This window comes from Pseudomonas sp. P1_C12 (assembly GCF_056406435.1).
In genome coordinates, this window is sequence record NZ_JBFUAE010000001.1 from 43,988 (window position 1) to 58,653 (window position 14,666).

A 14,666-nucleotide genomic window follows, 5' to 3' on the forward strand; every position below is an offset into this window, starting at 1 on the left:
GGGCACGGACTCTTGGGTGGGCTATTGCGGCGGTTGTTATGCCGGATCGACCTGCAGCGCGACCCTTTCGCGACACGGGCATTCGTCCATGTAGCGGTGTGCTTCGACAAACTCGGCAAACGGGAAGACCCGAGTCTTGAGCGGCAGCAGAACGCGGTCGGCGGTCAGCTGATTGATGTCGCGCAAGGCACGTTGCAGTGCGACCTGGTCCTGGGTGATGCCCAGTTCCGGCTTGCCAGTGAAGTTGCCGATGCAGTGTACGAAGAACTGAATGTTCTTCTGGAACGCTGCGCAGGCCGGGAAAGGCGTCTGGTTGCCGCCTTGCAGGCCGTACAGCACCAAGCTGCCGCGAGGCGCCAACACATCGCCAAGCAACGACATCTGCGGACCGCCCAAACCATCGAATACCACATCCACGCCGCGGTTATCGGTGATCTTGTTGATTCGTATCAGCAGATCTTCTTCCTCGGTGACGATGACTTTCTCGGCACCCAGTGACAGCAGATACTCACGTTCCTCTGCTGACTTGGTCGCGGCGATCACTCGAACACCCAGGGCCTTGCCCAGTTGTACGAACGAAGGTCCGGCGCAATGACTGGCGTCGGTCACCAGGGCAAACTGCCCGGGTTTGACCCGTGCCAGATCCGCATAAGCGAAATAGGCAATCAACAACGGCGTGTAGTGCACGCTGGCTTCAATCGGGCTGAGCACATCCGGGTAGCGGGTCAGTGCCGAGCGCGGCAGAACGATCTGCTCGCCGTAGACCGGGTAATCGTTCGGGCTTTCGGCCGGGAAACTGGCAACCTTGTCACCGACGGCCAGGTCTTCCACGCCATCGCCGACGGCGGTGACGATACCGGCCATTTCATGACCAAGGCCTGAAGGCAGACGAGCGTGGGACGAGGCCAGGTTCTGGCGCCAAAGAATGTCATACCAGCTGATGCCGATCGCTTCGACGCGCACCTGCACTTCGCCCGGTGCAGGCAGAGCCGCCGCATGCTCTTCGCATTTGAGCACCTCGGCTGGACCAAACTTGTGAAAACGGATCGTGCGGGACATCGCAAACCTCGCCAATTGAACCTCTAATGCCTTGAACTCTAGCTGGGCTTTCAACCCAACACTATCTGTGGCTATTAATAGTCGACATGCCTGTCATTGATTCCGCGGCGGCGACAATATCGTGAAATGTCGTAGGAAACTGGAGCCGCCTTTGCAGGAAATCTGAATTACCCGGTGCAGAGTACCAGCCTTTCCCCGTAATATTCCTGCTGGCCATTGTTCTCATATGGCTGCCCACGTCAAGTTTGCTGACCCTGCCAGGACTCCAGATGAATCGTAATGACCTGCGTCGTGTCGACCTGAACCTGTTGATCGTTTTCGAAACATTGATGCACGAGCGCAGCGTGACCCGTGCTGCGGAAAAACTGTTCCTCGGCCAGCCAGCCATCAGTGCGGCGCTCTCGCGCCTGCGCGGCTTGTTCGATGACCCATTGTTTGTGCGTACCGGCCGCAGCATGGAGCCGTCCGCCAGGGCGGTAGAGATCTTCGCCCTGCTCTCGCCGGCACTGGATTCGATTTCCACCGCCGTCAGCCGTGCGGCCGAGTTCGATCCTGCCACAAGTACCGCCGTGTTCCGCATCGGCCTTTCGGACGACGTCGAGTTCGCCTTGCTGCCAATGCTGCTCAAGCGCCTGCGTGCCGAATCGCCGGGGATTGTGCTGGTGGTGCGCAGGGTCAACTACATCCTGATGCCGGGGTTGCTGGCATCCGGTGAGATATCCATCGGTGTCAGTTACACCACCGACCTGCCGGCCAACGCCAAGCGTAAAGTACTGCGCCGCAGCCAGCCGAAGCTGTTGCGCGCCGACACCGTGCCAGGGCCGTTGAGCCTGGATGATTACTGCGCTCGCCCCCATGCACTGGTGTCGTTCGCCGGCGACCTCAGCGGTTTTATAGATGAAGAACTGGAAAAGCTCGGGCGCAAACGTCATGTGGTGCTGGCCGTGCCGCAGTTCAACGGGTTGAGCACCCTGCTCTCGGGCACCGACATCGTGGCCACGGTGCCGGACTACACGGCCGATGCGCTGACTGCCGCCGGCGGTGTGCGGGCCGAAGATCCGCCGTTGCCGGTGCGCAGTTTCGAGTTGCACATGGCCTGGCGCGGGTCGCAGGATAACGATCCGGGAGAGCGCTGGTTGCGGTCGCGGATTCAGATGTTTTTTGGCGACCCTGAGAGTCTTTAGGCGTCGTCTGGCAGGCTGTTCATCTGATCATTTTTGCCTTTCCACCAACCATGGAGCTCCATTCACTTCCAGTGGATTAATACGTTGGGGGCATATTTGAGGGCATGCTTTGGATAGGTTGGAAAGGATGCCCCCAGCCGAAAGCCAAACAGGATATTGATGAGGATAGCTCCGACCGGACTCTCTGCTATTCGATAGACCGGCCTGAGGCTTTCAGCGGAACGGTGGAAGCGGTAAAAACTGCGTATATCGGCCGAGTGAATGCGGTGAGAGCTCACCGTTTTCACTCGAGTTGGGATACTAATATTTGAAACGACCAACCAAGCCTTTGAGCTGACCAGAAATTTCTATCAATCGACCCGAGCCAGCGTGTGAGGACTGGGCAAAGCCTTCGACTAGTTGGGCATCGGCATGGATCTGCGCGATGTGGCGATTGATCCCTTCGGCGACATGGTGCTGCACCTCGGCGGCTGTGGCGATCTGGGTATTCTGGTCGCGGTTAGAGTCCACCGAACCACGGATCTTGTCGAAGCTGTCACGCGCCTGCTGGATGCGTTCCACACTGGCGTGGGACACCTGCAGGCTACCTTGCATCTGCTGCATGACCTCCCGGGTGCGGCGGGCGAGGTTTCTCGTCAGAGCGTCAACCGCCAGCTGAAAATTTGGGAGGCCGAAGGCTTATTAGTTTTTGGATACAGCGCCGTCACAATTCTGGATCTACAAAAACTCAGAGATCAGCACGAGAGAATTAGCTCATTTATCACGGCGAGTAATTATCCAGCTCCCCCAGCTACACGGGAGGTTGGCTCGTAAAGCGTTCACATACCCCGATGCATTCACTGATGTTACTGACCAGACAGTGGGCGAATCCACACCCGTCGGCCCTCCTGCCAGAATCGGGTAACTTCCAGGATGCAATTTTCGAGCGTGCAGGTATCCCCGTACTCAATACCTGATCGCACTGCCCTTTACAGTACTCGCGCAAGTTCTGACGACAGCCTCGCATCCCACGACCCGTAGAAAAGCTCCTGAGCAACATGCATTATTTGTGTGGTGCAGGACGATTTTCTTGAGCCAGCATCACCCCCTGTGGCCAGTGAGCAAGATCCGTCGCCGCAGGTAATCGGCAATATTCAAAGTGCGTCGGTTTCAGCTCAGTCACTGTCGCTTACGCATAAATAGCATGCGTATTTCGCAGCACACTCATGACTATTAAGCACTGGCTGTTTTCTTTTCATATGGAAGTTAGTCTGATTTCAATCAAACAACTTCACACACGCACTTATATGGGGCAAACCTTACAAGTTCGCCCCATCCTGTTGCAATTAATCCGACCGAGCCGAGTACATGCAAAACACTGCAAGTTCACCCGCAAGAAGTATTGGCGTATTGGCTCTTATCTTCACCGCCTGTAATGCCACCACCCACGGCTTCAGTATTTTCCTTTACTCGGCGTTATTACCCGAGATCCGTCAACAGTTCGAGCTGAACTACAGCCAGGCCGCGTTCATCGCGGCGTTGTTGCAGCTTTTCTACATGGGTGCGTCGATTGTCAGCGGCATCGCGGCGGCGTGGATCAGCCCACGCAATATGGTGCGGCTGACGATGGCCCTGAGCCCGGCGCTCTTGGCCTTGGCAGTTGCCACGCCGTGGGTGCTGCCGTTTGCGCTGTGCCTGGCGCTGGTTTCGGCCTGCGCGGTGTCGAACTGGAACGCCATTGCTGCATTGGCCAGCGAAGTGATCCCGGCGTCCCACCGCAGTCGAGTGTTGGGGTTGGCGTCTTCGGGGGCGGCGTTTGCGATCTGCCTTAACGGCGTGTTGATCGCCCTGCTGCACGGTATTTCGTTGACGCACTTCTGGCTGATTTGCGCCGGGCTAACGTTGATCGCCACCCTGCTGACCTTCTGGGCCTTAGCCCCTCTCGCTAAAGGACACAGCCTCAAACCAGGCAGCGCGCCTTCATTGCGCCGGGTGTTGAGGCAATGGCTGCACCTGTGCCTTGAGCATCCGGTCGCGCTGCATGTACTGCTGCTCAGCGCCTTTATCGGCGGGATCAGCGGCCCTTTCCTGAACTTCCTCTCCGCGTTCGCCAGCGAACGACTGGGTGCCAACGCGCAGATCACCGGTTCGCTTTGGACGCTGATCGGGATCGGCGGAGTGGTCGGCGGTTTACTGCTGGGTTCGCTGGCCGATCGTTGGGGCGCATTAAAGGTGATGGCGTTGAGCATCTGCGCGTTTGGCCTGGCGATGCTCGGCCTGCTTTGGCGACCAAGCCTTAGCCTGACCTGGCTGGCCGCCGGACTGTTCGCGCTGTTCTACTTCCCGGTCTGGGGCTTGATGGCCGCCTACCTCAGCGCTAGATTGAGCCCGGTGCAAAGCCTGCAAGTGGTGAGCCTGAGCATGGTCGGTTATGGCCTGGGCAGCGCCACCGCCAATTGGCTGTGCGGCTGGCTGCTGCAAGCCACCGGACAGTTTGCACTGGTGCACGGCTGGATCGCCTGCTGGGTGACGGCGAGCCTGCTATTGCTGGGGCTGATGGCCCGTCGTCAACGTCGCGAGCCTGCTCTCGGTCAACCACTCTGAACGGCCCAACTGGCGCGAAAGAATGTCCACCAAGGCGTCCACCGCCAGAGCCTCGCATTGGGTGGAACGCCAAAACATCAACCGCGCCGGCTCAATCGGCGGAAAGCCCTGGGCCTCATCCAGAACCTGCCAACCTGCCGGGACCAGACGCCGCGCCGTGACACCGACCGACTGCCCCTGCTCAATGGCAATCCCGATGCCGCGCGGGCTCTGGCTGGTGTAAACCACATGCCAAGGCAGCCCGGCCTCGGCCAGCGCGCGCACCGCGTTAGCGCGAAACGCACACCCCTCGGCATACACCGCCAATGGTATCGATGCATCCGAACCCGCGCGCCAACCTTCAGCTGCCACCCACACCAGCGGCTCATCGCACAGGTATTCACCCGGTTGCAGATTGGCGTGTTGCACACCCAACACCAGATCCAGTTCACCTCGCTGCAAACGGCTGACCAGCGCCGTCGACATCTCGCAACAAATATCCGGCCGAATCTGCGGGAACTGTGCCTGAAAGTCGCGCAATACCCCGGCCAGGCAAAACTGTGCATAGTCCTCGGGCATGCCAACGTGAATGCAAACCTGCTCGTCGGGCGGTTGCACGGCGTTGATCGCATCTGCGTGCAGCTTGAGGATCTGCCGCGCATAGATCAGAAATGTCTCGCCACCGGGTGTCAGGCTCACCGAGCGACTGGTGCGCTGGACCAACGGCGTGCCGACGATCTCTTCCAGGCGCTGCAAACTCTGGCTAATGGTCGATTGGGTTTTGTGCAGACGCTCGGCCGCCGCAGAAAATCCGTGGCACTCGATAATCGCAACAAACACTTTAAGTAAGGTCCCATCCAGTTCGCCTGACATAACTATCGCCCCTGCCGATGGATTCGATCACAACTTGTAATTTCCACTTCGTACCTCTTTAAGTAACTATCGATTCAACGCCAAAAACTGTTAATTGATAGTTCCAGGAGACTTGCATGAGCCTTCAACTTGCCGACGCCGAAGTGGGCGATATCAGCGACATTATTAATACCGAGTTGTACCCCATACATGATTCGGGCCATGTCCGGTTGCAGGCGCTGATCGAACACGCCCGTGCCGAACTCGCCGAGGACGGTTGCTGCCTGCTGAGGAATTTCTTGCGGCCCGAGGCGCTGGAACAGGCCCGCGCCGAAGGTCAGGCACTGTCGGGCAAGACTTTTTATTCGGTGCGCAAGGTCAACGCCTACTTCACTGAAGACGACCCCGCCCTGCCCCAGGATGACCCGCGCCGCACATTTATGGAGCGCACCAGTGGTTTCGTCACCCGGGACATGATTGCCCCGGACGCGATCATTCATCGCCTGTACGTCTCGCCGATGATGAAGCGCTTTATCGGTGCCTGCCTCAACGAGCCGGAGATTTTCGAATACGCCGACCCGTTCGCCGGCCTGGTGATCAACGTAATGCCCCAAGGCACCGAGCAGCCTTGGCACTTCGATACCAACGAATTCATCGTCAGCATGATGACCCAGAAGCCCGAGGCTGGCGGTCTGTTCGAGTACGCGCCGATGATCCGCACCCGCACTCAGGAAAACCTCGGTGCCGTCGGCAACGTGGTGCGCGGCGACGACCGCAGTCGCGTGCAGGAACTGGAACTCAACCCCGGCGACTTGCAGATTTTCAAGGGCCGCTTTTCGGTGCACCGGGTAACCCGCGTCGAGGGGGCGACCGAGCGCAACACCGCGATCTTCGCCTACTCCGAAAAGCCCGGAATCATTGGCCGTGCCCAGCGTACCAAACAGCTTTACGGACGCCTGTCCGAAGCCCACCTGCAAGCCGAACGCAACCTGGTGCGCAGCGACCAGTTGCTCGATTGATCCATCCCAAAAAAACTTAAAAAAACCAACCGTATTTGCCCTGCGAGGAACACCCATGAGTCTGTCCGGCCCTAACCGCGAACCCGCCGACTGCGAACCGACGTACGACGAGATCCAGCAGATCCAGCTCGACCGTTTGCAACGGGTGCGCAACGAACTGAAAAAACGCGACTACGCCGCGTGCGTGCTGTTCGACCCGACGCATATGCGCTACGCCACCGGTTCGCGCAATATGCAGGTGTACTCGGCGCGCAACCCGGCGCGTTACGCCTTCATCCCGGCAGAAGGTCCGGTGGTGGTCTTCGAATTCGGCGGCTGCCTGCACTTGGCGGAACAGCTCAACACCGTCGATGAAGTGCGCCCGGCCAAAGCCATCTCCTATTACTTCTGCGACAGCTTTCTCAATAACGTCACCGCCGAATGGGCTGCTGAAATCGGTGAACTGGTACGCAAGCACGGTGGCGGCAACAAACGCATCGCCATCGAAAGCGCGACCTCGGCCGCTGCGTTTGAACTGCAAAAACTCGGCTACCAGATTTTCGACGCCCAGGAACCATTGGAGCGCGCGCGCTGCATCAAGGTGCCGAACGAGCTGAAGATGATCCGTGCCAGCCTGCGTGCCACCGAGGACGGCGTGCGCTTGATGGAAAGCAAGCTGGTGCCGGGCATCAGCGAAAACGAACTGTGGTCGCACCTGCACCAGCACGTAATCGCCACCGACGGCGACTACGTCGAAACCCGCCTGCTTTCCTCCGGACCACGCACCAACCCATGGTTCCAGGAATGCAGCACCCGGCCCATAGAGGCCGGTGACCTGGTGGCGCTGGACACCGACGTGGTCGGGCGTTTCGGCTACTACGCCGACTTCTCGCGAACGTTCCTCTGTGGCGAACAAGCCGCCACCGCCAAGCAACAAGAGCTGTACAAACTGGCCTACGAGCAAGTGCAGACCAACATGGAAATGCTCAAGGCCGGCCGAAGCTTCAAAGAATACGCCGAGCTGGCCTGGCGCATCCCGGACAACTACAAGGCCAACCGCTATTTCGCCCTGGCCCATGGGGTTGGCATGACCGGTGAATACCCGTACGTGGTGCACCGCGAAGACATCGATGCGCTGGGTTACGACGGGGTGTTCGAAGCCGGCATGACCATCTGCGTGGAAAGCTACATTGGCCACGATGCGGGCGGCGAAGGGGTCAAGCTTGAAGAGCAGATTTACATCCACGAACACGGCATCGAATTGCTATCTGACTACCCATTCGACCCAAGATTGCTGCCACGCTGAGCACCACGGCCGTGGAATGATTCAATCGACGCCCGCTTATAACCCTGCTACAGCCATGCACAAGGCTGTAGCAGCCTTTACGAGCGTTAACTTCCAGGCCGCTTACCCAGGATTTCGATGGATGCAAACGCTGACTGGGTAACTGTCCGCATCAAAAAATGAGATGAACCAACGTGGCGGCAATTTTCTAACACCATGGTCTCTCACAGAAAGCTTACCCCTATCGCTTGAATAACTAGTGGCTTCATTATTCGAAAAGGCGCAATCCAAATGAAAAAAGCACTAACAGGAATATTACTTGGGCTTTGCATATGCTTTCATCCCGCATCATATGCAGCTGACTCCAAAACAATAAGTATAGGCGTTAACAGCTGGGCGGAAAATATCGCTGTGGCCAATATGTGGAAAATTCTTATGGCGGAGAAAGGGTACAACGTAAAACTTGAAAATGCCTCCAAGATCATTCTCTACAACTCTGTGGCCCTCGGGAAAATTGACGTAACTTTTGAGGTATGGCTCCCATCAGCCGACAGCGCTCCTTATCAGAGCATCAAAGACAAAGTCCAACTGATCGGCCCCTGGCTAAGTGAAGCAAATCTTGGATTGGCAGTCCCTGACTATGTTGACATCAAAAGCATCGACGAATTGAATACTCGCAAAGATGAGTTTACATGGCGCGGCAAGGCCTCTATTTTTGGCATTGATGCAGGTTCCGGGATTATGGGCCTAACAGATAAAGCCATGGATGATTACAAGTTAGAATATACCCTAATCCAATCGTCTGAAGCGGCGATGCTTCAATCATTGGATCGTGCCGTGAAGCGCAAAGAACCAATTGTGGTCACGTTATGGAAACCACACTGGGTTTGGGCGAAAAAGGATCTTCGCTATCTTGACGATCCTAAGAAAACCTATGGCACCACTGACGCTATCCATGGCATAGCCGCTTTGTCATTCAAAGATGACCATCCTGAAGCTGAGCGCTGGTTGCAGAAGTGGAAAATGGATGAGAAATCTCTCGGCGAGCTGATGGCGACAATTAATGAGAACGGCAGCAGCACACCTGAAAAAGGCGCACAGGCCTGGATTGATGCCAATAGGGCTTTAGTGAATAGCTGGATAAATTAGGATCAGCACCACCGATTAACCCGTAGTCGCGTTTGAAACTGAATGAGCACTGGATCTGAGCGACTTCGTCATTCGATAGCCGCGGAGTCTGACACCTACTATGAGGTTTTCCCCAGTGCTGTGGGTTGCTTCCTATCGGCCAAGCCTTCCACACTCTGCTACCAGCATGGGGGGCATTAGACAGCATGCCGCCCCTTAAAAATCGATGGTAGAAAGCTGCCCTCCGCCAAGGACCGCAATGGGGCGGCAGCGAACTATCGCCACCGGCAGGTTTCAAGTTTGCCCACTCATACGCTCTGCGCTGTGGTTCGAAACATTAAACGCTTGCCCAGCCACTCACTTGGTCACGCAGCCACTTGCCGGTGCATCGTTTGGTGTCCCTCCGGCCCCCCGTAGGAGATTCTATGTCTGCCTGCAAGCTTGATCTTGTATGACCGGCTAAAGCGGAGCGCCGTCCGGCCGGTCCTACGGGAAAGCGCGATCTCTGCAAGAGGCTTGCCCGCGAGACTTTTAGCCCAAACACCACTTGCATCAGCCCCTCAGACAGGAGTCAGATACGCCCTATAGAATATTTACCAAAAACAATAAACCTGCCCGCGCACCAACGCGTCGAAGGCCGGTATGGAGTTACCCTTTTCATGCGTCAACTGCCCTCGCTCACCATGCTGCGCGTCTTTGAAGAAGTCGCGCGGCATCGCAGTTTCAGCCAGGCGGCTTTGGGGTTGAACGTTACCCAAGGCGCGGTCAGCCGTCAGATCAAGCAGCTTGAAGACTATCTCGGTGTGACGCTATTCATCCGCACGCCCCAAGGCCTGTCGCTGACCGAAACCGGCCTCGCCCTCTCCCCACAACTGAGCGACGCCTTCGACCACGTTGAACGCGCCCTGCAAGCGGTGCGCGTGCCCAACCTGCGCCAACGCCTGCGCATAGTCGCTCCACCGACCTGGGCCACGCGCTGGTTGTCGGCGCACTTGCGCACATTCTGCCAACGCTACCCGGACATCAGCCTCAGCGTGACCCAACAGAACGGTAACGACAACCTCGCGGAAATAGACTGCCACATCCGCTTCGGCCTCGGAGCGGCCAACCATTGCAGCAGTCAGTTGCTGGTGATGGAACGGCATATGGCAGTGGCCAGCCCGGAGTTGTTCGTCGATGGCCAGCCGCCGGATCTGCGCCAGTTTCCACTGCTGCACATCCTGCATGACGGCAAACGCTTGAAGGTGTGGGAGAACTGGTTGGCGGCGATGGGCCGCGAAGATGTCGAAGCCGGGCACGGGCTGGAATTCAGCACACTGGACCAAGTGATTCACACTGCTCTGGCCGGTGGGGGATTAGCGGTGATTGACCGACAGATGATTGAAAAGGAACTGGCGAATGGCAGCCTGTTGCCGATCACTACGGTGGAAGTGCTCGGGCCTTATGGCTATTGGCTGGATGTGGCGAATGATAAGCAGGGATTGTCGAAGGTGCAGTTGTTTACTCAGTGGTTAGGGTTGGTCAGTAACCCTTGAAACACTGATATCCCCTATGGGAGCGGGCTTGCTCGCGAAAGCGGAGTGTCAGCCACCTATCCATTGACTGACCTGACGCCTTCGCGAGCAAACTCGCTCCCACATTGGAAATGTGCCCGTTATTCAGATCGGTGCTGCGACTTCGACGGCCACCGGCGCCCCGCTCTCCACCGGACTCTGCGCCTTGCACGCCTGGCTCAGCGTCAGGGATTTGGTCTCCGGCGCCCAAGCCCAGGAAATGATCGCCCCCAACGCCAGAATCGCCGCCAATATGCCCATGGTCGGACTCAAGCCGATACCGGCCACGCTCACCGGCAACAGGAACGTGCTGACCGCAGAGCCCAAACGACTCACAGCCGTAGCAAGGCCAATCCCACTGGCCCGCACTTCGGTCGGAAAGCTCTCGGCCGGGAACACGCCCACCAGATTGCTCACAGCCGACAACACCAGCGTGAACACGCCGAACACCAGCACCATCAGGAACGCCGCACTGCCCGGCAATGCCGCCAGTAGGAACAAGGCTACCGCGAGGATGATGAACGAATTGATCAGGAAGCCTCGGCGCGAGAACTTCACCGTGCACCAGATGCCGATCAATGCGCCGAGGATCAGCAGCATGTTGAGCATCAATTCGGTGCCAAAGCCCTCCGCCAGGCCCATCTTCTGCAGGATCGACGGCAGGAAGGTGTAGATAGCGAAGTACGGCATGACGATGCAGACGAAGAACAGGCAGTTGAAAGCAGTGCGTTTACGGTATTCACGACTGAACAGCACCGCGTAGCCGGAACGGGTTTCGGTGGAGCGGGTTTCATCGAGTTCGACGTTATCGCCCAGGTGCTTTTTGACAATCGCCCGTGCTTCGGCGATCCGCCCCTGATTGACCAACCAGCGCGGTGATTCAGGGGTGCCGATCCGCGCGATCAGGATCAACGCTGCCGGGATCGCAGACGAGGCCAGCATCCAGCGCCAGGCGTCATCCCCCAGACCGAGCATCGCCGTGCCGACGAAGGTCGCGGCGACGTAGCCGAAGGTCCAGATGACACTAAACGAACCGAGCAATACGCCGCGATGTTTTTTCGGTGAGAACTCGGCGAGCATCGCGTGGCCGACGCTGAAGTCGCCGCCCAGGCCGATGCCGATTATCACCCTACAGAGGAATAGCTGCATCGCAGTTTCGGCGTAGAACTGCATGACCGAAGCAATGGTGATCAGGACAAAACTGACCAGGAAGATTTTCTGCCGACCGACCTTGTCGGAAATCCAGCCGAAGAACAGGCTGCCAAGAAACAGGCCAATCAGTGCCGAAGCGCCGATCAGGCCTTGCCAGAAGACATCGAGGTGCATCTGCGGGCTGAGTAACGTGAAAGCAATACCGATCAGGCCGAGGATGTAGCCGTCGGTGAAGTGCGCGCCGAACGTGAGGCCTGCGATTTTTAGGTGGAAGCGCCCGATGGGCAGGTCATCGATCTTTATAGGTTGAGCGGACATGTTCGTCTCCAATTGTTGTTATTGACGGAGAAATGAAATCGACAGCGCTTGAACCTGTGGGAGTGAGTTCGCTCGCTCCCACGGGGATTACGGTTGGGGGTCAGAGGCCGCCCATCAGCAGGTATTTGATTTCCAGGTAGTCTTCCAGACCGTACCTGGAGCCTTCGCGACCCAGCCCCGATTCCTTGATGCCGCCGAACGGCGCGACTTCCGTGGAGATGATTCCTTCGTTGATTCCGACCATGCCGGCCTCCAGGCCCTCGGCCATGCGCCAGACGCGGCCAATGTCGCGGCTGTAGAAGTACGCCGACAATCCGTAGGGTGTGTCATTCGCCCGTTGCAATACTTCGGCTTCGTCCTTGAAGCGGAAGCATGCGGCTACCGGGCCGAAGGTTTCATCCTGAGCGATCAGCATGTCGCTGTTGGCGTCGCAGAGGATGGTCGGCTCGTAGAAGGTGCCGCCCAGCGCATGACGACGACCGCCGCACAACAACGTGGCACCCTTCTCCAAGGCGTCACTCACGTGCAATTCAACCTTGGCCAACGCCGCCGCGTTGATCAGTGGACCTTGCTCGGTTTCACCGTCCAGCGCACTGCCGACGCGCATCGCGGCGACCGCTTCGGCGAGTTTTCCGGTGAAAGCTTCGTAGACGCCGTCCTGGATAAAGAACCGGTTTACGCAGACGCAGGTCTGCCCGGTGTTGCGGAATTTCGAGGCCATCGCGCCTTTGACGGCGGCGTCCAGATCAGCATCGTCAAACACAATGAACGGTGCGTTGCCGCCCAGCTCCAGCGAGACTTTCTTCAGCGTATCCGCCGCTTGGCGCATCAGTAACTTGCCGGTACGGGTAGAGCCTGTGAACGAAAGTTTGCGCACGATGCCGCTAGCTTGCAGCGCCCCGCCAATCGCTACGGCGTCACCTGAGATAACGTTGAACACGCCGGCCGGAATGCCCGCCTGCTCGGCCAGCACCGCCAAGGCGAAGGCTGACAACGGCGTCTCCTCCGACGGTTTGAGAATCATTGTGCAACCAGCCGCCAGCGCCGGACCGACCTTGCGGGTGACCATCGCCAGCGGGAAGTTCCAAGGGGTGATCGCAGCAACCACGCCGATAGCTTCCTTGACCACGATGATCCGCGCATCTGCCTTGTGGCTCGGGATCACGTCGCCGTAAGCGCGCTTGGCTTCTTCGGCGAACCATTCCAGAAAGCTTGCGGCGTAGACCACTTCGCCCATGGCTTCGGCGAGCGGTTTGCCCTGTTCGCGACTGAGCAAAGTGGCCAGATCTTTCTGGTTGCTCAGCATTAGTTCGCCCCAGCGCTTGAGGCGCTGACTGCGCTCTTTTGCAGTCAATTTTCGCCAGGCTGGCAAAGCACGGTTCGCCGCGGCGATGGCGAGGTTGGTTTCTTCGGCGCCGGCCTTTTGCACGTCGGCGATCACTTCGCCATTGGCCGGGTTCAACACCGGATAGGTCGCACCGCCGCTCGACCATTGGCCGTCGATGAAATTGCCGTTACGAATCAGCGAGCTCATGCCACAGCCTCAGTCAGAGTAAAGCGTTCCAGACCCAGGCGAGCCGAGCGCAGGATGCGTTTGCCGGCGGTGTAATCGTTGATCACGTCGCACGGGGTGTAGTTGCGTTCCAACTCATGCAGTTCTTCGGCGTCGAGCCTGGTTTCCAAGGCTGCCAAGGCACTGTCGAACTGCGCGGTGGTGTCGGCGCCGACCAGCATGCAATCGACGCCCGGATGATTGGCGACCCAGGCTTGAGCGATCTGCGCATTCGACACGCCACGGGCGCGGGCCACGCGTTGCACCGAATGAGCGATCTCGAATGAGGCTTCATCGCTGTACATCTGCTGGGTGAAAAAGTCGGTCTGGTTGCGGGTCGATTGCACGTCGCCGGTCAGCAAGCCGCGAGCCAGCGGGCTGAACACCGAGACGCCGAGGCCTTGGTCGCGGCAGAACGGAATCATCTCGCGCTCTTCTTCGCGGTAGGCGCAGTTCAGTTGCAGCTGCATGTTGATCGGCTTGACCCAACCATTGCGCTCGCAGGCCATGAGGATCTTCGCCAGTTGCCCGGTGAGCATGGTCGACACGCCGATGTAACGGGCCTTGCCGGAACGCACGATGTCATTCATGGCGCTCATGGTTTCTTCGACCGGGGTATTCACGTCGAAGTAATGCAGCATGAACACATCGACGTAATCCATGTTTAGACGTTTCAGCGAAGCGTCGATGCTGTCCATGATGTGCTTGCGCGAATGACCGCTGGCGTTGATGCCGTTGCGGGTGCCGTAGCCGACCTTGGTGGTGATCACCAGGTCTTCGCGACGAGCCAGGCGCTTGACAATGCGCCCCACTACTTCCTCGCCGGCGCCGGCGGAATAGAAGTCCGCCAGGTCGATGAAATTCACCCCCTTATCGAGGGCGTGAGCGACGATTGGCTCGCTTTGTTTTTCATCGAAAATCCACGGTTTCCAGTCCGGGGTGCCCATGTTCATGGTACCCAGGCACAGGCGGGAGACTTGCAGGCCGGAGTTGCCCAAACGAATGTATTGCATGGCGCGGACC

12 protein-coding genes and 1 pseudogene are annotated in these 14,666 nt (G+C 58.2%); 7 read left to right on the forward strand and 6 right to left on the reverse strand.

Annotation, left to right across the window (positions count from 1 at the left end; all coding sequences use genetic code 11):
* Nucleotides 1-36 precede the first annotated feature (36 nt).
* Nucleotides 37-1,059, reverse strand: coding sequence for a zinc-dependent alcohol dehydrogenase family protein (locus AC1D19_RS00175; protein ID WP_477755869.1), 1,023 nt, complete (start codon nt 1,057-1,059; stop codon nt 37-39).
* A 269-nt stretch (nt 1,060-1,328) separates the two neighbouring features.
* Here AC1D19_RS00175 and AC1D19_RS00180 point away from each other — a divergent pair, with 269 nt between their 5' ends.
* Entirely contained in the window at nt 1,329-2,243 is a 915-nt protein-coding gene (locus tag AC1D19_RS00180; RefSeq protein WP_477755868.1) for a LysR family transcriptional regulator, read from the forward strand.
* Nucleotides 2,244-2,543: 300 nt separating this feature from the next.
* Here AC1D19_RS00180 and AC1D19_RS00185 read toward each other — a convergent pair.
* Nucleotides 2,544-2,891, reverse strand: a pseudogene (locus AC1D19_RS00185) (methyl-accepting chemotaxis protein); the annotation flags it as partial.
* Between AC1D19_RS00185 and AC1D19_RS00190 the strand changes: the two are divergent.
* A complete protein-coding gene (locus AC1D19_RS00190; protein WP_477762331.1) occupies nt 2,811-3,056 on the forward strand; it encodes a helix-turn-helix domain-containing protein in 246 nt (81 codons plus the stop codon). The pseudogene AC1D19_RS00185 and the gene AC1D19_RS00190 overlap by 81 nt on opposite strands.
* A 534-nt stretch (nt 3,057-3,590) precedes the next feature.
* Complete coding sequence (locus AC1D19_RS00195) at nt 3,591-4,826, forward strand: MFS transporter (protein WP_477761913.1); 1,236 nt, start codon at nt 3,591-3,593, stop codon at nt 4,824-4,826.
* On the opposite strand, the gene AC1D19_RS00200 is transcribed toward AC1D19_RS00195, so the two are convergent.
* Nucleotides 4,764-5,678: a LysR family transcriptional regulator gene (locus tag AC1D19_RS00200; RefSeq protein WP_477761914.1), complete on the reverse strand. Its 915-nt coding sequence runs from the start codon at nt 5,676-5,678 to the stop codon at nt 4,764-4,766. The genes AC1D19_RS00195 and AC1D19_RS00200 overlap by 63 nt on opposite strands.
* A 116-nt stretch (nt 5,679-5,794) precedes the next feature.
* Here AC1D19_RS00200 and AC1D19_RS00205 point away from each other — a divergent pair, with 116 nt between their 5' ends.
* From AC1D19_RS00205 to AC1D19_RS00220, 4 genes are all read left to right on the forward strand, one after another.
* Nucleotides 5,795-6,676, forward strand: coding sequence for a HalD/BesD family halogenase (locus AC1D19_RS00205; protein WP_477761915.1), 882 nt, complete (start codon nt 5,795-5,797; stop codon nt 6,674-6,676).
* 55 nt (nt 6,677-6,731) lie between these two features.
* Nucleotides 6,732-7,961, forward strand: a complete 1,230-nt coding sequence (locus tag AC1D19_RS00210) for a M24 family metallopeptidase (RefSeq protein WP_477761916.1) — start codon at nt 6,732-6,734, stop codon at nt 7,959-7,961.
* A gap of 270 nt (nt 7,962-8,231) precedes the next feature.
* Nucleotides 8,232-9,089 (forward strand): glycine betaine ABC transporter substrate-binding protein, encoded by an 858-nt coding sequence (locus AC1D19_RS00215; protein WP_477761917.1) that lies wholly within the window; start codon nt 8,232-8,234, stop codon nt 9,087-9,089.
* Between the two features lie 638 nt (nt 9,090-9,727).
* Nucleotides 9,728-10,603: a LysR substrate-binding domain-containing protein gene (locus tag AC1D19_RS00220; RefSeq protein ID WP_477761918.1), complete on the forward strand. Its 876-nt coding sequence runs from the start codon at nt 9,728-9,730 to the stop codon at nt 10,601-10,603.
* 123 nt (nt 10,604-10,726) lie between these two features.
* On the opposite strand, the gene AC1D19_RS00225 is transcribed toward AC1D19_RS00220, so the two are convergent.
* From AC1D19_RS00225 to AC1D19_RS00235, 3 genes are all read right to left on the reverse strand, one after another.
* Nucleotides 10,727-12,091, reverse strand: a complete 1,365-nt coding sequence (locus tag AC1D19_RS00225) for an MFS transporter (protein WP_477761919.1) — start codon at nt 12,089-12,091, stop codon at nt 10,727-10,729.
* A gap of 100 nt (nt 12,092-12,191) precedes the next feature.
* Nucleotides 12,192-13,625: an NAD-dependent succinate-semialdehyde dehydrogenase gene (locus tag AC1D19_RS00230; RefSeq protein ID WP_477761920.1), complete on the reverse strand. Its 1,434-nt coding sequence runs from the start codon at nt 13,623-13,625 to the stop codon at nt 12,192-12,194.
* A complete protein-coding gene (locus tag AC1D19_RS00235; protein WP_477761921.1) occupies nt 13,622-14,656 on the reverse strand; it encodes an aldo/keto reductase in 1,035 nt (344 codons plus the stop codon). Before AC1D19_RS00235 ends, AC1D19_RS00230 begins: the two co-directional genes overlap by 4 nt.
* Between the last annotated feature and the right edge of the window lie 10 nt (nt 14,657-14,666).

Excerpts from the sequence above, each read along its gene's own strand:
- AC1D19_RS00200 (WP_477761914.1), bottom strand. The coding sequence starts at position 5,678 with ATGTCAGGCGAACTGGATGGGACCTTACTTAAAGTGTTTGTTGCGATT.
- AC1D19_RS00205 (WP_477761915.1), top strand. The coding sequence starts at position 5,795 with ATGAGCCTTCAACTTGCCGACGCCGAAGTGGGCGATATCAGCGACATT.
- AC1D19_RS00235 (WP_477761921.1), bottom strand. The coding sequence starts at position 14,656 with ATGCAATACATTCGTTTGGGCAACTCCGGCCTGCAAGTCTCCCGCCTG.
- AC1D19_RS00175 (WP_477755869.1), bottom strand. The coding sequence starts at position 1,059 with ATGTCCCGCACGATCCGTTTTCACAAGTTTGGTCCAGCCGAGGTGCTC.
- AC1D19_RS00230 (WP_477761920.1), bottom strand. The coding sequence starts at position 13,625 with ATGAGCTCGCTGATTCGTAACGGCAATTTCATCGACGGCCAATGGTCG.
- AC1D19_RS00215 (WP_477761917.1), top strand. The coding sequence starts at position 8,232 with ATGAAAAAAGCACTAACAGGAATATTACTTGGGCTTTGCATATGCTTT.
- AC1D19_RS00195 (WP_477761913.1), top strand. The coding sequence starts at position 3,591 with ATGCAAAACACTGCAAGTTCACCCGCAAGAAGTATTGGCGTATTGGCT.
- AC1D19_RS00220 (WP_477761918.1), top strand. The coding sequence starts at position 9,728 with ATGCGTCAACTGCCCTCGCTCACCATGCTGCGCGTCTTTGAAGAAGTC.
- AC1D19_RS00225 (WP_477761919.1), bottom strand. The coding sequence starts at position 12,091 with ATGTCCGCTCAACCTATAAAGATCGATGACCTGCCCATCGGGCGCTTC.
- AC1D19_RS00210 (WP_477761916.1), top strand. The coding sequence starts at position 6,732 with ATGAGTCTGTCCGGCCCTAACCGCGAACCCGCCGACTGCGAACCGACG.
- AC1D19_RS00180 (WP_477755868.1), top strand. The coding sequence starts at position 1,329 with ATGAATCGTAATGACCTGCGTCGTGTCGACCTGAACCTGTTGATCGTT.